This is a genomic window from Bradyrhizobium hereditatis, assembly GCF_020329435.1.
Classification (GTDB): Bacteria; Pseudomonadota; Alphaproteobacteria; order Rhizobiales; family Xanthobacteraceae; genus Bradyrhizobium; species Bradyrhizobium hereditatis.
The window spans coordinates 19129-37073 of sequence record NZ_JAGKJK010000002.1; the positions used below are offsets into that span (position 1 = coordinate 19129).

13 protein-coding genes and 1 pseudogene are annotated in these 17945 nt (G+C 58.5%); 6 read left to right on the forward strand and 8 right to left on the reverse strand.

Features of this window, described 5'->3' with window-relative positions:
• Positions 1 to 595: 595 nt before the first annotated feature.
• Positions 596 to 817: pseudogene (locus J6524_RS05425) on the forward strand (cupin domain-containing protein); the annotation flags it as partial.
• 454 nt (positions 818 to 1271) lie between these two features.
• Here J6524_RS05425 and J6524_RS05430 read toward each other — a convergent pair.
• From J6524_RS05430 to J6524_RS05440, 3 genes are all read right to left on the reverse strand, one after another.
• Positions 1272 to 2636, reverse strand: coding sequence for an exopolysaccharide biosynthesis polyprenyl glycosylphosphotransferase (locus J6524_RS05430; protein WP_225669354.1), 1365 nt, complete (start codon positions 2634 to 2636; stop codon positions 1272 to 1274).
• A gap of 190 nt (positions 2637 to 2826) precedes the next feature.
• The gene (locus tag J6524_RS05435; protein ID WP_225669355.1) at positions 2827 to 3822 is read right to left on the reverse strand and encodes an NAD-dependent epimerase/dehydratase family protein; all 996 of its coding nucleotides are present in this window, start codon (positions 3820 to 3822) and stop codon (positions 2827 to 2829) included.
• Positions 3823 to 4071: 249 nt separating this feature from the next.
• Positions 4072 to 5508, reverse strand: coding sequence for a polysaccharide biosynthesis/export family protein (locus J6524_RS05440; RefSeq protein WP_312002346.1), 1437 nt, complete (start codon positions 5506 to 5508; stop codon positions 4072 to 4074).
• Positions 5509 to 5797: 289 nt separating this feature from the next.
• Here J6524_RS05440 and J6524_RS05445 point away from each other — a divergent pair, with 289 nt between their 5' ends.
• Both J6524_RS05445 and J6524_RS05450 read left to right on the forward strand, forming a co-directional pair.
• Positions 5798 to 6778: a UDP-glucuronic acid decarboxylase family protein gene (locus J6524_RS05445; RefSeq protein WP_225669357.1), complete on the forward strand. Its 981-nt coding sequence runs from the start codon at positions 5798 to 5800 to the stop codon at positions 6776 to 6778.
• A gap of 853 nt (positions 6779 to 7631) precedes the next feature.
• A complete protein-coding gene (locus J6524_RS05450) occupies positions 7632 to 8480 on the forward strand; it encodes a LuxR C-terminal-related transcriptional regulator (RefSeq protein ID WP_225669358.1) in 849 nt (282 codons plus the stop codon).
• A 303-nt stretch (positions 8481 to 8783) separates the two neighbouring features.
• On the opposite strand, the gene J6524_RS05455 is transcribed toward J6524_RS05450, so the two are convergent.
• Genes J6524_RS05455 through J6524_RS05475 form a run of 5 tightly spaced genes read right to left on the reverse strand, consistent with a single transcriptional unit; the run spans position 8784 to position 13323 of the window.
• Positions 8784 to 10133, reverse strand: coding sequence for an NAD(P)H-dependent oxidoreductase (locus tag J6524_RS05455; RefSeq protein ID WP_225669359.1), 1350 nt, complete (start codon positions 10131 to 10133; stop codon positions 8784 to 8786).
• 52 nt (positions 10134 to 10185) lie between these two features.
• Entirely contained in the window at positions 10186 to 10764 is a 579-nt protein-coding gene (rfbC, locus tag J6524_RS05460) for a dTDP-4-dehydrorhamnose 3,5-epimerase (RefSeq protein WP_225669360.1), read from the reverse strand.
• A 13-nt stretch (positions 10765 to 10777) separates the two neighbouring features.
• Positions 10778 to 11842, reverse strand: a complete 1065-nt coding sequence (locus J6524_RS05465) for an NAD-dependent epimerase/dehydratase family protein (RefSeq protein ID WP_225669361.1) — start codon at positions 11840 to 11842, stop codon at positions 10778 to 10780.
• Between the two features lie 15 nt (positions 11843 to 11857).
• Positions 11858 to 12511 (reverse strand): PIG-L deacetylase family protein, encoded by a 654-nt coding sequence (locus J6524_RS05470; protein ID WP_225669362.1) that lies wholly within the window; start codon positions 12509 to 12511, stop codon positions 11858 to 11860.
• Positions 12508 to 13323 (reverse strand): glucose-1-phosphate cytidylyltransferase, encoded by an 816-nt coding sequence (locus J6524_RS05475; RefSeq protein ID WP_225669363.1) that lies wholly within the window; start codon positions 13321 to 13323, stop codon positions 12508 to 12510. The genes J6524_RS05470 and J6524_RS05475 overlap by 4 nt, the downstream gene beginning before the upstream one ends.
• Before the next feature lie 422 nt (positions 13324 to 13745).
• Between J6524_RS05475 and J6524_RS05480 the strand changes: the two genes are divergently transcribed.
• Genes J6524_RS05480 through J6524_RS05490 form a run of 3 tightly spaced genes read left to right on the forward strand, consistent with a single transcriptional unit; the run spans position 13746 to position 17466 of the window.
• Complete coding sequence (locus J6524_RS05480) at positions 13746 to 14702, forward strand: GumC domain-containing protein (RefSeq protein WP_225669364.1); 957 nt, start codon at positions 13746 to 13748, stop codon at positions 14700 to 14702.
• Positions 14671 to 16068: a lipopolysaccharide biosynthesis protein gene (locus J6524_RS05485; protein ID WP_225669365.1), complete on the forward strand. Its 1398-nt coding sequence runs from the start codon at positions 14671 to 14673 to the stop codon at positions 16066 to 16068. The genes J6524_RS05480 and J6524_RS05485 overlap by 32 nt, the downstream gene beginning before the upstream one ends.
• 12 nt (positions 16069 to 16080) lie before the next feature.
• Positions 16081 to 17466: an O-antigen ligase family protein gene (locus J6524_RS05490; RefSeq protein WP_225669366.1), complete on the forward strand. Its 1386-nt coding sequence runs from the start codon at positions 16081 to 16083 to the stop codon at positions 17464 to 17466.
• Positions 17467 to 17945: the final 479 nt, after the last annotated feature.

Here is a 17945-nt window from a genome sequence, read left to right on the forward strand (position 1 = left end):
CGAAACCAAAATCTTGGACGGAAGCGGAGAAGCGGCAATTGATGAAATTGGTGCGCGATGGCACGCGTATGCCTCAGATATCGGCAAAGCTAGGACGGTACGCCGGCACGAGACCTAGCTGCTTATCGGGCCCGTGCCGCTTTAACTTGGTCAAGCGCTTCGCTGCCCTCCCCGCCAGCGGTAAATTAGGAAGTTACACAACAATGGCGCGGTGTTGCGTTTCGGTAACCCGTTCTCTGCCTTCAAGCGATAAGCTCAGTCGTTTTGCGAGACAGGCATATGGATGTGTATTTGAACACCAGACGTGATCTGCTCGTTGTGAAGAAGGGATTTCCGATACCGCCTATTGCGCCGCCGGGAAAATGGCGCAAAGCAAGAAACGGGTTGTCAAAGTTAGCGAGGAGATTAGGTCAGCGCTTCAGACGCAGGGCTACTACATGCGCAAGCTGAGAGACCTGCATTCTGATCGAGACTAGTGGGGAACATCTATCGCAGCAGCTCTCCAGAAATGTGCAATCTCTACAGCATCACGACGAACCAAGAAGCGATGCGCGCTCTTCCGCGTGATGAATCGTTACGTCGGCAACCTGCCCCCCACCACCACCGCTCCGAGCACTGGATTGTCGTCCGTGGAGCCGCGCGTGTCACCGTCAACGATACGATCAAGACGGTGCACGAGAACGAATCGATCTACATTCCGATCGGCGCCGTGCACCGCCTGGAGAATCCGGGCAAGATCCTGCTCGAATTGATCGAGGTGCAGACCGGTAGCTATCTCGGCGAGGACGACATCATCCGCATCGAGGACGACTATCAGTCGCACCTGACTTGGGGTCTTATGTCAAACAAATGTGGTTCTCATAACGACATACGCAGAACCGCTGGAACAACGTGCGGATGGACGAGCGGAGGCGAAGGCGCGGACATTGCTGATCGAGAAGCTCAAATTCGGCTACGGCCATCCAATCCGGAGGTAAACCTATCCGACAGAAGACTGCCTGCCGAACTGCCAAAACACGGCAGCAGCCTTTGCCTCCGTTTCGGCCGGGCCATACTCTTCAAATTCGGGTGATTTAACCGTTGCTCTGAACGTCAGCTAGTATGCCTCCGATAGGGTCAACGCACATGCTACGAGACGTGAAGAAATCCGAAGGTCTCTTCGCTCCATTGGATTGAACAGATCAGATCGAGCACCCTCGAGAAACGCCAACATTCACAACGCCGGCTTTCCGACTGTGGAGTTCACTCGATTAAGGTCCGGGAAGTCGCATTCACCTGGCGCCTCTGCCGCTCAGAACGACGATAACTGTCTGCAGCAGGATGTAGATGTCAAGCACCATGGACCAGTTTCGGATATAGAAGAGATCTTGCGCCTTCTGAACTTGCAAATCGCCGTTGCTCCGCGAAGAGATCTGCCACATTCCAGTGAGGCCGGGCGGAACGCTGACACGAATATTCCGAAACTCAGGATCAAAGCTGTTCATGTGATAAGTGGGAAAAGGCCGCGGACCCACAAGACTCATATCGCCAAGGATTACGTTCCAAAGCTGCGGCAACTCGTCAAGGCTGCTGCGCCGCATGAATCTTCCGATAATAGGCAGCACCCGAGGGTCGTGCACCAGCTTAAAAAATGATTGCCATTCCGCGCGCGCCTGCGGATCACCGCGTAGATACTCCTCCAACCGCTGCTCGGCATCAATATACATCGTGCGGAGTTTAAACGTTCGCAGTTTCGTCGCGTTGCGTCCTATGCGCTCCTGAACGTAGATGGCAGGACCGGGATCGACGAGCTTGATGGCAAACGCAAGAACGAGGATGACAGGCAACAACAGCAGCGCAAGCGGAACCGCTAAAAGAACATCGATTGCGCGCTTGAGCACCAGATTGTGTGGCAAATAGAGATCGCGCCGGATTTCAATTCCAATTGCTCCGCCGAGCATCCGCGTGCGCAGCCACAGGCTCTGCAAATTGTGTACATCCTCGACCAGCAGGAAGCGGCAAGACGACGTCCATGCCTTGGGCACGAGCGTAAGCGCGGAGAGTTCATCCACGGAGTCGAAAATCGCGAATTCGATATAAGGACTGATTCGATCCATATCCGCTATCGCTCCGATCAGCGGCAACGGAAGCGCCGCGTGATGCAAATCTCGGTCGCTGGAGGTCTTGATGAATCCGATCGGCCTTAACCCGAGCGAGGGCTGATGCACAAGCAATTCCGCCATTTTTCGACTGTTCTCGCCACAGCCCACAAGGACAACCGAAGCGCCCCACAGGTCTAGACGGATCAGTAGAGTTCGGATCATCGCCTCAGTGTAGTGACCGAAGATCAGCAGACAAAGCCCGTCGCCCAATCCGGTCATAAGAAGCAAGCCCCACTGGGCATTCGGGACCCCCACCAGCAGTTCGACCGCCACCAGGCCGATGACACCGATCGCACGCAGCCGGAATCGCTCATATGAGCTAGGCCCACATCCGGCGTATAGTCGAAGGCAAAAAAACGTCAAAATAAGCAGGGCTATCAGGAGGTGGATGGAGTCCGCCGGTTCGGCACCGGTCATCGCAATCAGCGATCGAGTAAGTGAAGTGGCAGCAAGGGCGGCAACGACATCGCCAAACGCCAACGTCGCTGCGACCATGGGCTTTCGCAATCGATCGGCAATCCCCGCATCACCCCTGCGCCAACCGTGATAGCGACTTTTCGGGGCGTCGCTTCGCGGAAGAATCGCGCCAGCGTCTACCATTTTCACCCTCTATCCGCTCTCAGTAGTTCAGCAACACATGCCCGCGTGACCGCATCCTGTTTGATCGGCCATCGCGATTACCTGCCTACTCGGCTGCGGTCTGCACAGGCTGATGCAGTCGCCCTGATACGCATGCTTCGATCCATCTATATGTCGGGATGAGCCCGACTCGCAGCGGCGTCTTGGGCTCCCAGCCGAGAACGCTTCTCAGTCGCGAATTGTCGCTATTACGGCCGCGCACGCCTTGTGGACGAGAGGTGTCGTGCCGCTTGACCAGCTTCTTGCCTGCAATGCTCGATACAATGTCGACAAGCTCATCAACACTCACCAACTCATCCGTGCCAAGATTGAGGGGCGCACTGTAGTCAGACCGCATAATGCGATGGATGCCTTCGACGCAATCATCGATGTACATGAACGATCGCGTCTGCAGTCCATCGCCCCAGATCTCGATTTCGCTTCCATCTGCAAGCAAGGCGACCTTCCGGCAAATTGCCGCGGGCGCTTTCTCGCGGCCTCCGTCAAAGGTACCGAGCGGGCCATAGACATTGTGGAAGCGCACGACCCGTGTCTCAAAGTGCCAATCTTTGGTGAAGTATTGACAGAGTTTCTCGGTATAGAGCTTTTCAAGCCCGTAACCCTCCTCAGGGTCGGCGGGGAATGCGTCTTGCTCCCGCAGCGGCTCGACATCGGGCCTTTTCTGAAGGTACTGAGGGTATACGCATGCCGAAGACGAAAACAATAACCGCCTTACTCCGTTTGCGCGGGCCGCGCTGAGCATATGAGCGTTGATGAGCGTATTGTTCAAAGTGATGCTCGCATGCGCTGCACTGATGTAGCCGATTCCTCCCATGTCGGCGGCGAGGTGATAGACCTCGTCGATATTCTTGGTCACCTTCAGGCATTCGGAATGATTCCGCAGGTCCGAGATAACGAACTCGTTGGCATCGGTTCCTTCAAATTCCGGAGCCTTGATGTCGGCACCGCGCACGACGTATCCACGTTTGACGAGATACTTGACGAGATGGTGGCCGATAAATCCGCCTGCGCCGCTTACAAGAATCCTCGGCTCGTTTGACATGGCAATCGCTCCCTCAGCATCTCCTTCAGCGCTTCGATGACAATACTTGCGATCGATGCGATTTGATCACTGCAACAAGGGAGTAATCCGGATTGCCCTCCAACCTAGCTGGTGGGCTGTGGCGTGCCGTTGCCGCGAGTTGGCGTGACAATCCGCTCGAGATGAGGCAAACGCACCGTCTGGGACCGAATTCGAATCTCCAGGTCTCGAATCGCCGACAATGGACTCCCGCGTGCCGACGCCGTGTGATCACCAGGGCGAACTGGCAGGCTGAGAGGCGGTCAGTAGATGTGGGGGCATACGGTTTTGCAGTCGAACGCGCTCCACTGGCCCTTCAGGATCTCGTTTTCCCATTTGAGACGGACGCAGACTGGACTGACTGGCCGAAGCGCTCCGGGGCAGCGATTCGCGAGACAGCAACTTCTTGACATGGATGACATCGCCCGGCTCGAGAGTCGTTGTCTCGATTGCCTGGAAGACGGTGGCCTCGCCGTTTCGAATACGCGTGATACTGAAGGAGCGAGCGGCTTCGGCTCCGCTCACATTGCCGGCCTGCTGTAGCTTTAGCTCGCGAATCTCGCGCGCCGACGGCAGCGTAACATCCACCTCCCTGAGACGCTCGCGCACGTCTCGCAGTTCGGCAATGACTTGCCTCTTGAAGGACGCCTCGGCCTCATAGATCTTGAGGTCGAGCTCACCGGCCTGCACGTGCAGACGCAACAGCTGGGTTGTAATCCTCCAAAGCTCGTTTTCATGGTTCGCCTCCATGAGCCTGAGCTGCAGCTCCGCGTTGACGACGCCCAGGCCCTGCTTGACCAGCCGGCTATATTGATCGGCTTGCTGCTTGACGACCTCAAGCTGCTTCTTCGCGGCCGCAATCTGCCCGTTGAAGGACTCGATCTCTCTTTCGATGCGCGGTTTTTGCGAACGCAGCAAAGTTAGCTGCTGTTGCAGGATGGCATCCTGCGTATCGAAGGTATCCGCCTCGTCCGCGACTACGCTCGACGGCTGCTGCGGCGGCGTGTCGTCGCCGGACATGGGCGCTCCTTCCGCGCCCTGCGGGGTAGGCGGCAAGAAGGTCTTCATGCCGTCCCGTTGCGCTTCGAGCCGCGCACGGCGGGCGAGCAAGGCCTGCTGTTGGAGCGTCAGCCGGCGCACACGCTCGTCCGCCAGAAGGAATTCGGAAACGCCCGTCTCCTGAAGGAGTTGAGGGAGCCCGAATCCGCCAGCAACAGCTACAGCGCTCTGCACGGTGCTGCCGTACCGGAACGGATAGGCGCCGGGTGTGCGTACATCGCCTAAGATATACAGCGGTCGGAGCTCGCTGATCCGCACGCTCACTAACGGTTGTCGGAGAATTCCATCGGCGAGCCGGTCTCGAACAAGATTTTGGCACTCGAGAGTCGTGAGATCCTTAACTTCAATCGCGCCGACCAGTGGCAGCACAATATTGCCTGCGCCATCGATAAGCATGTCGCCGGATAATTCCGCCTGTCCGAAAACGGTCACAGTGATCCGATCGCCCGGCCCTAGCCTATGGGTGCGACCGTCTCCCGCAGACTCGGCGCGGAGGGGAAAAGAGAAAGCGAGTGCACCAAGCAGAGCTGCCGCTCCTAAAGATCGATATACCACGCTCGCACAACAGCGCCCGATCGTGCCGGTCATTGCCGTCCGACCAGATGTCATGGCGTTCCTCTCGCGAGTTTCCACTCTCGCACCTCCGACCGAAGGCTTGCCGACAGCGCCGCAGCGTTCCTGAACAAGCTAACGGCGGTCCACACGCCATCGGGGACGAACAGTGGCTATGGAAGAGGCTCTCAGTGAGTACCTCGCGGGTATGCGCGGATACTTCGCTCTCTATCGTCCGCGTTCTGTGCTGCCCCCAATGAGCACTTCTCATAGTTCGTCCTGCCCGTCACAGTTCCGAACCAGCTCCGACAGGGGCTCCTGTCGCGACAATAACCGGGAGGTGTTGGTGAAAAAGCGGGTTCTTGTGACCGGTGGTGCGGGCTTTCTGGGTTCGCATCTGTGTGCACGGCTGCTCGAGCAGGAGTGCCAGGTTCTCTGCGTCGACAATTATTTTACAGGTGCGCGCTGCAACATCGAACCGTTGCTCCGCCACCCCGCCTTCGAGGTCATGCGCCACGATGTGACCTTTCCTCTGTATGTCGAGGTGGACGAGATCTACAACCTCGCGTGCCCGGCCTCGCCGATCCACTATCAGCATGATCCAGTTCAAACGACGAAGACGAGCGTCATTGGAGCGATCAACATGTTGGGTCTCGCAAAGCGCTTGCGTGCTCGCATTTTGCAGGCGTCCACCAGCGAGGTATACGGCGATCCCGACGTCCATCCGCAGCCGGAGGAGTACCGCGGTTACGTTAATTTGGCAGGCCCGCGCGGTTGCTATGACGAAGGCAAACGCTGCGCCGAGACGCTGTTCTATGACTACAAGCGCCAGCACCGGCTCTCCATAAGGGTCGCGCGCATCTTCAATACATATGGCCCCAACATGCACCCGCAGGACGGGCGCGTCGTGTCCAGTTTCATCATCCAAGCGCTGAAAAACGAGCCGATTACCATATATGGGTCGGGGTCACAGACGAGATCGTTCTGTTATGTCGACGATCTCACCGACGGCCTCATGCGTTTGATGAATGTCGAGGGCGACGTCGAGGGACCGATCAACCTCGGCAACCCCATCGAAACGACCATTTCGGAGCTGGCCGGGCTTATCATCTCCCTCGTTGGCTCGCGTTCCAGGCTCGAGTTCCGAGCGCTGCCACAGGACGACCCCCGACAACGGTGCCCCGACATCACGCGCGCCAAACAGATCCTGCACTGGCTGCCAGCGGTGCCGCTCAAGGAAGGCCTGAGCCGCACCATCCGCTACTTCGACAACCTGCTCTCGAGCCCAAGTGAAGCAAAGAGGATCTTATGGAAGGTCGCCAGCTAAGGTCCGGCAGCCTAATCCGCGACGATCGGGTCGACGTTCCTGGTGTCGGTGTCAGCCCCCCTTAACATCGATAACGCGATCGCAACAATTGAGCGCTGGAACAGGAATCGCACCCGCAATTGCACCGTGTAACCGGTGTCCACGGCGTGCTGGAGAGCCGGCGCGACCAGCGCCTCTGCGCCGCATTCACAATGAGGCCCGCTTGGTGACCCCCGACGGCATGCCGCTCGTTTCGCCTTCGCGCGTCCTTGGAAGAATCGCACGGCACGCGCCTATGGTCCCGATCTGATGCACAGAATGACGACCGGCATTCCTAAGTATGGCGGCTCCGAAGGCTCAGCCTACAAGCTCAAGCAGGCTCACCTCTAATAGGTCTATAGAGTTCCATATACGCCCAGAGTTCCAATAGAGATGTTCTTGAAATCCTAAGGCTGAGGCTCGGGTTTCTCCGATCCGACCCGGCACCGCACTCTTGCACCGGTTGCTTGTCGGGGTAATCAAAAGGGAGTAGCGCGACCAATCGCCGCCAATATTTCCTTGCGATCTTCAAAGGTGTATATGGATACGCGCAATTACTAACGTCTTACAAGTTTCGCGAGTACCCTTTGATTTTGGCGGCGAGATTTTTCGTCTAGAAGTAGAGAGGAGGAGCGCGACCGACTGAAGACGCCAGCACGCTCGACATCAAGATTTTACGCCGCCCAAGAAGCAAGACTTAGCGTCGACAATCCCCAAAATGAGAAGGACTGATCCCTTGGGTGTTCGATAGGCCAGTCCAACATCTGTTTCGTTCGCCTGCACGCTGGGAGGGTCACCATTCCAAATCTTTTACGCCTGCGCTTGGAGGGTTACCATGAAGAGGCGACAATCTTTTGCAACCATACTCCTTGGTAAAAGTATTCTACTCAGAGAAGGACTTGCGAGGATCCTGCACTCGGCAAATTTTCGCATTTTAGCCTCAGTCTTATGCGCCGACGACGTGCTGCCGGGCAAACTCCAACTACACCAGCCGCTTTTTCTCATTGTGCACACTGGCGAGGATTTTGACACTGCGCTTGAACAAGTCGGCCTTCTCAGGGACCGCCACCCGGACGGGCGCATCGCGATCGTGACCGACCATTATCGGATGGGCGAGGTGGTCTCTGCGTTTCGCGCGGGCGCCAACGGCTATTTCGCTGACGTCATGAGGTGCGATGCATTCATCAAGTCCATGGAATTGGTGATGATGGGCGAAACGGTTTTCCCGCCCGCATTTCTGTCATCCGTTCTGAGTCCCGAGGATGGCCTCCGCGCGGCGGTACGGCGCAACGAAGGGAACGAGGCGCCCCTCATTACGGACGAGGGCGCACTCGCACCACAGCTTTCCGAACGGGAGAAAGCCATCCTGAGCTACCTAATCAACGGCGATTCGAACAAATGCATAGCGCGAAAAATTGATATCGCGGAGGCGACCGTTAAGGTCCACGTAAAGGCGATCCTGCGCAAGATCCGGGTTCACAACCGGACGCAGGCGGCAATCTGGGGGATGAACAACGGGCCACTGACACGACTGGCGAACAACAACAGCCCGCCCTCTACCTGCGATGTGAGAAAGTCGCTCCCAAATCTCAATGAGACAACGCCGGAACTTAAGCAAATCGATGTACGCGCCAACAGCCGCGATCAATCCTCAATCAAATCACGTCGAGATGTCTCGCATTGATCGCCCGATCCGCTAGAACGAAGGTCATCCTGGCACCGCACGCACTGGCAAATAGCCGACGATCTCGCGAAGATTGATGACTGGATTTCTGTTCGTCTGACCGTGCTCTTGCCAACGCTCGGCGTACGGACCGTCTCTACTTTGATATCGTCGATGCCCGGACTTTAGTCATTCGCCGAGAGCATTCAGCGGATCCCATCGGCCAGAACGATCGGCCCGCCTCATACCGCCGAAAGGCTATACCGAGCTGAAAGCCGCGCACCGATCGCGTGGCGGATCGCACCATGTCAGTCAACGGTCAGCTCAGACTGCGACGTGTCGTCCGGTCCCTTGCGTGGTAGTCAACAGATCCACGAGCCATGTTTCGCCGCGGAACTTACAATACTGTTCCGCTCGCAACCTATCCGCGAGGCGGCCGGCCGGCAGCACGACGTCGTCGTAAGTGATGACCGCATCCTTGGCAATGTTGCGCGTCAACCGGCACCCCTCCACCAGGCCCTCCGGCAAGTAACGCCCTGCGCTCATTTCATCGGCATTCACGGCCTCGCCGTAAGTCATGTACATGCCATAGTCGTCGAGCACCTCGCCGGCGTTGAGATCGCGCTTGGCAACGGCGCACACCTCCACCACGGGGCCGCCAAGTGGCTTCGTGGTGGGATCGCGGAACAGCACAGCGCGCGCGATCGCGTTCGGCGCTTCGAAATGTACCAGATGATAGGGAATGAAGAAGGAATACAGCGGCCCTGGTCCCATCTTGTACAGGTTCAAATAGTGCTGCTGCTTGGGGTCGGGATGCTCGGCCAGGCAAAAGACCTTGGTCAACGGCGTCCCAACGACATAATCCACCGCGCCGCCCAGCTCGCGCAGCTCCGTTACGTCGTAGAGTTCGCCAATTTTCAGAACATCGCCCGTGTATTGAAATCCGCGGGACATGCCCCGCTGGCGCACCTTGAATCCCGTGGCGTTCGCGACAATGCTCTGCTCGAAGCTGATCTTCGAGCCATCGGCGAAGCTTGTCACCATGGAGGCGTTCTGTCCCCAACGGTCGGCGAAGCCCTGTTGCGTGGTTGGATTACGATAAGGGTCCTGAAGACCTTTCACATTCCCCATGAGGCGAGGCGTGAGGCCAAGGCCTTTCACCCAGCGATACAAGTTCATCTGCACGCCCGGTTCGTCGCCCTCGCAGCCAGTAAGGATGACGCTATGCTGGTCGGCATAGGTCTGGAGGATGGGGCCGATGGTGCCATCGAGTTCGGCGTTCATCAGCACGACATGCTTGCGGTGCCTAAACGCCTCAAGCACGACGTGGGCACCGTACTCCACCGAGCCAGTGACGTCGACGATCACATCGAGGTGCAGCGAGCGTGCGAGGAGCATCGGATCAGCGGTCGCCACCTGCCGACCACGTTCGAGGGCACTATCGAATTTGAGCTGCGACTCCGCCATGACGATGTCTTCGCAGCCCGCATAACCGAAGACCGCAAGGGCTCTCTCGGGACGTCGGTTGGATATGGCATCAACACGCATGCCAGGCGTGCTATGGACGATCTGGTTCGTCAAGCCTTGGCACATGAAGCCAGCGCCGACGATCCCGACGCGGATAGGCTGGTTCTGATTGGCTCGCATCTTCAATGCCGTATCTAGGATCCACATGGAGGCTCCTTCGCCACCCCATAGCCCCGAGCCGCCTTCTTTGCAGCAACGTTCAGGCAGGCGCGGGTGCGGGCGACATTCTGCGCTTCAGCGCGTCCTCGATCTCGCGCAACGGGCGGAACGCCTGATCCTTTGGCGACATCACCGAAACCGGCAGCGGCCATTTGAGCCCCAACCGCGGATCGTCGTAGCGCAGCCCGCCCTCGGCGGTCGGCGCGTAGAATTCGCCCACCTGATAGCTCGTATCCGTATTGTCACGCAGCGCTTGGTAGCCATGCGCGAAACGCTCCGGCACGTAGAGCGCCGTCATATTGTCCTCGTCGAGCTCGACGGAAATATGCTCGAGGTAGGTCTGGCTCTCGGGCCGCAGATCGACAATAATGTCGAGGATGGCACCGCGCGTACATCGTACCAGCTTGCTCTCGGCAGCAGGTGGAAACTGAAAGTGCATGCCGCGTAACGTGCCCTTTTTTCGGTTTGAGGCAACATTGGCCTGGGCAATCACAGGCTTCAGCCCGTGTTCCCGGAATTCGTGTTGGCAGAACGAGCGGGCAAAAAACCCCCGCTCGTCCGTCCTACGCTCGAGATCGATGATGAAGGCGCCTTTAAGCTTTGTTTCGGTAAAGATCATCGTTCTCTCCCGTCTAGCCGCTGGCGACGGCACGCTCGGGCGCGGCGGCCGGGCAATGTCTCAGATCGTCAGCAAGAATGCCGTCAGCGATCAGTTTCTGGATGTGACCGATGCGCTGGTACCGCGGACCCTCGAATTCCTCGAGCGTCAGCTTCGATTGGCAATAAGCGTTGTAGAGCTGCTCGGCCCCGCGCCGCGCATCCCACTGCGGCTTGAAGGAGGGCAGCACGCGCGCGATCTTGTCGAAATTGACACGGTAGGACCGGGTGTCAGGGCTCGCATCAGGAGCGATCTCGAGCCGGCAGCCCGGAACCACATCGGCGACGATCGCGGCGATATCCCGGATGCGGTAGTTGTGCGCGGTTTGGCCGACGTTGAATGCCTGATTGAAGACCAGGTCCGTCGGTGCTTCGAGCGCGGCGATGAAGGCGCGTGAAATGTCTTCGACGTGAACGATCGGTCGCCAGGGCGATCCATCCGACTTCAGATATATCAGAGCCTTGGTGACCGCCCAGGCCACTAAATTGTTCAGCACAATGTCGAAGCGCATGCGTGGCGAGACGCCATAGGCGGTCGCCGGACGCATGTAGGTCGGGCAGAAGCGACTGCCGGCGAGCAAGGAAATATCGCGCTCGGATCGGACCTTGGACTTGCCATAGGCGGTGACCGGGTTCAGCGCGCCCATCTCATCGAGCATAGCCTCGCCTGCCTGCCCGTAATTGCTGCACGAGGAGGCCAGCAGAAACCGCTTCACGCCTGCCTCCTTAGCAAGCGTGGCCAAGCGCACGCTGCCGTGATGGTTGATCTCGTAGGTGAGTTGGGGCCGAAAATTTCCGAGTGGGTCGTTCGACAGAGCGCACAGATGGATGATGGCGTCGAGCCCTTTGAGATCTTCGCGCGCAACATCGCGGATGTCTTTGCAAATATGCGGCACAGGCGCAATACTGCCGCCTATCTCGAAGGTGCAACGCTCATAGAGATTGCTGTCGAGGCCGATCACTTCGTGGCCAGACCGCAGCAGCATCGGGACCATGACCGTCCCAATGTAACCTAAATGTCCTGTCACCAGAACACGCATCGCCGTTCACCCTGTTCACCGGACCACAATCTTCCGTCCATGGAAGGCTTCTGCGAAACCGTCCGGCGCGCGGCATTCCGCGCCCCGCAGACGCGCCAGACCCATGAAGGTTTGCGCGTCGAACCAGTCCTTTGAGCGTTGCGTGCCGAAATGGTCGTAGAGAAGCTTTGCCTTGCGCTCCATTAGCGCCCTGCTGGCCGGGATGAAGACGTTCGGCTGGCTTAGATCGCCATCCCATTTCGGAATCTCGTATTCGAGGATCGCGTGGTCGCGAAATGTGCTCCACGTCAGCATGGACACTTCACGATGATCCTGATGTGCATCGTCGCGCGAGTGGCACAGGATCACATCAGGCGACGTGCGTCGTTTCAGCGCCTCGAACCAGATCTTGATGTCGGCTCCCTGGTACGGGAAGAAGCCGTCCTTGAACTCCGCCAAGTCGATGACCGACCGCGCTGCATCGGCTAGAAATGCCTGTGCGGATGCACGCGCTTCGTCAGAGCGTGGACCGGAGGCGCTGAGCACCGCCCAGTGCACGTCCAAGCGCACGCCGCGATCGATCCAGCCCAGGATCGTTGCTCCGGCGCCGATTTCGATGTCGTCTGAATGAGCACCGATACAAAGGACGGAGAGGCGGTCGCCCGAACCTGCAAATCCAAAGAGCTTCATCCAGTCTTCCTCCCGGCATCGACCGGGGCGGCCCGGGAGTTCCGATTGAGGAGCCAGGGCATCGTGCCTTTCTCGACGAGGTCCTCGAGGATCTGCTTGTCCTTCAGCGTGTCCATCGGGCGCCAGAAGCCCTCGTGCCGGAAGGCCATGAGCTGGTCGGCTTCGATCAATCGTTGAAATGGCGCTTCGACCAGTTCATCGCCTTCGCGCATGTAGTCGAATATTTCCTTGCGGAAGATGAAGAAGCCGCCGTTAATCCAGAGATTGGCGTCCTCGCTGGCGCGGATGCGCTCGACCTTGCCGCTTCGCAGCATATCAACCATATGCAGGCTGAACGACGGCCGCACCGCAGTGAAGCACGCAATTTTGCCACTCGCCCGGAAGGCCTTGATCATTTCAGGCAACTTGACATTGGACAGGCCGTCGCTGTAGTTGGCGAGGAACATCTCCTCGCCCGCGACATGCTCGCGCACGGCCCACAGCCGCTCGCCGATGTTGCGCCAGATGCCCGTGTCGATCATCGTGATCCGCCAGTCCTGCTGTGGATCACCGAGGATCTCGACCTTATTGCCAAAGCCCGTAACGACGCAGTCGGCATAACTCTGCGGCTTGTAGTTCAGGAAGAAGTCTTTGATGACGTTCGCCTTGTAGCCAAGACACAAGACGAAGTCCTTATGGCCGAACTGGCTGTAGTAGTGCATCAGGTGCCAGAGGATCGGCCTGTCGCCGATCGGAATCATCGGCTTCGGGATAGTTTCGGACACGTCCCGAATACGCATACCGAGGCCGCCGCAGAACAGGACTGTTTTCATCTCTCAGCCGTCTTTGTCGGGTGTGTGCGTCGCATGTCGGCTTGCATCCCATCTCAATGCCGTCTCTCGGAACTTGAGATTCTCTGGACGTACATTCATCGTGCCTGGGGCGAATTAGCCTAAACTTCCGTCTCACCGAAATATGAGCGCAAGCTCGCCGGCTTTTTCTCAAACGGCTCTATCTCACAACGACTTCGAAGGGCCGAGTATTCTCGAGTGAGTTCGCCAGGATACTAGTGAAGCCTGTCGGCGGCAGTGCACGGAGTCAACGAACCATCCGGGGTACTCACCCTGGAAGACTGTACGCCGGCGGAAATAACCGAAAAAAACTTGGCACCGCGTCTTCGAGGTAGTCATCTTGCAGCGCATACGCCGCCCAAAGCGCTGCGCGCTGCGCGCTCCGATCAGATATTGAATCAATGATGAATACACCGCTCAAATTCAATCATGAAAAGCCGCCCGATTTTCAGCACGAGGGTTCGGATTTTCGAGCCCACTACGTGGATGTCGCCGCCCAAGCGCTAGTCTCGATTTGGCGGCACAGAAGGCGCATCGCATCCCTCGTGGCGCTGGCGCTCGCGGTCGCGAGCATCTTCATACCCCTGATGCCGCGTAAGTATTCGGCGGAGGCTCTCATCTATCCGAATCTGTTCTTCTCCCATGAGCAGGGGAAGGCCGTACCCTTGGGAACCGTTGACGCGGCGTCGATGGTCACCAGCGAGGCTCGTCTGATCCGTTCCGACGCAATCGTGCGGGCGGTCGTAAAGCGACTTGGGCTGGATCCCATGGCCGCGAACTCGCGCTCGTGGGCCACGCAGGGCCTGGATTGGATTCGGGTCAAGCTTCTACCGGAAACCCGTAACCATTCGCCATTCGATCGCACCGTCGCGATGTTGCGCAACAAAGTGACGGTAACGAACGACACACGTTCATACCTTATCTCTATTTCCTTTACGGCGACGTCCGCCGACCAGGCCGCGCGGGTCGTCAACGCCTTCGCCATCGAATACCTCCGGGACAAGGACCTGCAACGGAGACGGGATGCCGCTGCGGCAGCCCACGGTGAACTGGGGCGTCAACTCGCGATCTACGGCGAAAAGCATCCGAACGTCTTGCAGGCCGGGGCCGCACTGAATGCTGCACGCGCAGCCCTGAGCGCCGCCATGAATCCGGACGATGCTGACCAAAACGGCCTTGTGAGTAATGAAAGCGTCAAGCTGGCCATACCAAATCGGACACCGACGAGCCCGAAGGGATTCGTGATCCTGGGGGTGTCATTCATATTGGCTTTGCTGGCCGGCATCGGCCTGGCCGTCTGGCACGATCGCATGATCTCCAGACAGAACGTTGATCATCGGCAGCATCCGCGTTTGCTCTGAAACCAGTTCTGATCTGCATCTCCTGGTGGGGATAACGACTGCCGAGGGCATTTCCATGAGCGCCAAACCTCTCATCGAGAAAGCATCATGGACGCTCGTCGACCAGGGTGTAGTGAGCTTCGGCAATTTCCTGCTGAACTTGCTGCTCGCGCGCACTCTCAGCGAAGAGGACTACGGGGAATTCGCTCTTTTCCTGGGTGCCATCTTCATCCTGCGGAACATCGATTACTCACTCATTTCCTACCCGCTCTCGCTGCGCCTGTGCATCGCGAGTGATGAGGAGCGCGCCGGTCTGCTCGGAAACACGGTCCTGCTCGCCGCGACTCTGGCTCTCGTGCTGGTCGTGGTCATGGCGCTTGGAACCACGCTGCTGGAGTTCGACAATATCGTGTTGCCGGCCTGCCTCTGCTATTTGTGCTGGCAGGCGCAAGAGACTTCGCGGCGATGCCTGCTCGCCGATTTCCTTTATCGCGCGGCGGTGGCCGGAGACGGTATCGCCTTTGTCGGACAGGCCCTGCTGGTCGGGCTTCTGGCTTGGCTCGATGCCATCACCCTCCCGGCCGCGCTCTATGTGATGTCGGTGACCTTCGGCATCGGTGCCATCGTGCATGCGTCGAAGCTACGATATGCTTGGCCGGATTTTGCCGACGCGCGGCTATTGGCGCGTGAGTATCTTTCGATCGGCAAATGGTCTCTCATCAATTACCAGTTGGTGCTTACCCGCTTTCAGCTCCTTCCGTGGGTGCTGGCGGCCTTTGCAGGTACCGCGGCGACCGCATCGCTTCAAGCCGGCCTGAACATCGCTAACATGATGAACCCGATCATCATGGGGATGGGCAACGCCATACCGCAGCTCGCCGCTCACGCATACCGCGCAGGGGACACGATCGGTGCGGCGCGCGCAGTCTATGGCTATGTCCTCTTTGGTTTGGGCCCGATACTTCTCATTGCTGTCGTAGCCGTTCTGATGCCGGAGCTGCTTCTGCGGTTGGCATATGGTCCGTCATCGCCCTACCTCACCCTGGCCACGGGCTTGCAGCTCCTCGCGGCCGCCTGCGTGCTCGAATACATCGCGGAAATGATCAACAAAACCCTCCTCGGCGTTCAAGCCGGCAGCCTCGCCTCTCTGGTCAATGTCTTGGCCCTCGGCGCGGCGGTGGTGCTGGCCTTTGCGCTCATCGGCCAGCTCGGCGCGTTCGGGGCATGCGTGGCTCTGTTGCTCGCCAACCTGGTGCGTGCAACCGGCGCCGTGATCGCGATCGCCTGGCTGATCGCCAACGAAAGATCACGCGCGCCGGTGCGATCCGCGGCGGCAGTCAGCCCAGTCCCGATCGACAAGACCCACGCTGCCCCCACAGAACGATGAAGGATTGCAGCAATGTCCGACGCGCAAGGAACATTGGCTGACACGTTGAAAAGAGAATCCCGGGACGCGCTTTCCGCAGGCGACCGTTATCTGGCCCTGCTCGCTATCGTGTTGCTGGGTTATGCACTCATGGGGAAGGGCTTCGCCTATCTCGGCTTCCCGCCGCTCTACGTGGGCGAGATGGCCTTCCTCACCGGCATCGTTGTCTTTCTCCGGATCGGCGCGTATGTCGGCACGCTCGCGACGCTGCCGGCGCTCCTGCTAGCCGCGCTGATGGCTTTGGTCCTCGCGCGCACGCTTCCGTTCGTTGGCTTGTACGGGTTCGACTCCCTGCGCGATAGCGCCATCATCATTTATGGCGGTTTTGCCTTCATTGTTATTAGTCTGTTGCTCGAGGATGCGCGCCGCATCAACGTCATGCTTCGCTACTACAGGATCATGCTGGCGAGCTTTCCCGCCATGTTAGTGGGGTTATTGCTTGCCAAGTACTGGGGCAACGACATTCCACGGCTGTACGGTCCAGTGCCGATCGTGGATATAGGTCCAAGCGCGGTGGGAACGCATTTGGCCGGCGGCATGGTTTTCGCCTTGATCGGCTATCGTAAAGTCTCTTTTTTCTGGATTGTCGTCTGGTTCGCTATGCTGGTTCTGGTCAGCGCGACCAATCGTGGCGCAACGCTTGCCGTCATCGTACCAGTCACGATAGCAATGCTCGCGCTCGGACGGTACCGTCTGATGCTCGCGACTGTGGTGGTGACCGTGGGCGTATTCGCCGCTCTTCTCGCGCTCGAGTCTACCTTCGGCGCTTACGAGGAAGCCAGGGGTGGTTCGTGGGAGCGCCCGGTCAGCGCGCACCAGATTGTCGAAAACGCCAAGAGCATCATCGGACAATCCGGCGAGCAAACGGAAGGCACCAAACTATGGCGTCTGAATTGGTGGGACGTCATCATCAACGATACCATCTATGGACCCAATTTCTGGACCGGCCGAGGCTTCGGGATTAATCTCGCCGACGCCGACGGTTTCTTCGAGGGTAGCATCGGTGGGCGCGATCCTCGTCCGCCAACGCGCAGTCCGCATAACGCGCACATGACCCTGTTGGCGCGCGCTGGGGTTCCCGGCCTGGTGCTGTGGGCGCTTGTCCTCGTGTCCTGGTTTGGCATGCTGATGAGAGCGATACTCACGGCCCGCGCCCGCGGACATAAACAGTGGGCCGACCTGTTCTTGTTCATCGGCTGCTATGCCGCGGCGATCCTTATCAATGCGACGTTCGACGTCGTGCTCGAGGGTCCAATGCAGGGCATCTGGTTCTGGTGCCTGTTCGGCTTCGGCGTTGGATCTGTGATGATCTATCGGGCTCAGCCTTTCAACGGATTTCGTTGGTATACCGGGTTCTAGGCTAAAGCGAAACTGAGTGTTCGGTCGGTTGGAGAAAGGAGCAGGTGAGCATATCCAAAGCTACCGATAGCTGCGCGTGGTCCTATTGCTCGATCCTTCATACATCACTATGCGGGGCGTCACTCCCGATGATCTTGCCGAGCCGGCGATCGGTATCCCCCGCGCAGTGAAAGCATCGCGAGCAAAACATCGGAGGGTGAGAGGATTACGCCAGTATGCGTTAGTGGTAGCCCAAAATCTCGCTAACGATCACCAAGGACCGTAGTGCAGCCAAAGCCGAACTGCCCCATGGTTATCAGCATAGGAGGCGTTCCGATGGAGAAGGCCATGTCGGCTTGGCGGACCTGATGGCGCCATGCCTATCGATGGTGGCGCCCTGCTACAACAACGCAGAAGTCCGCGCTGCCATTCACCAGGGTGCGTTCATTTTCGCCGCTCCGGATTTCGTGTGAGTGGCGTTGGCCGGCGTGCTGAAGGAA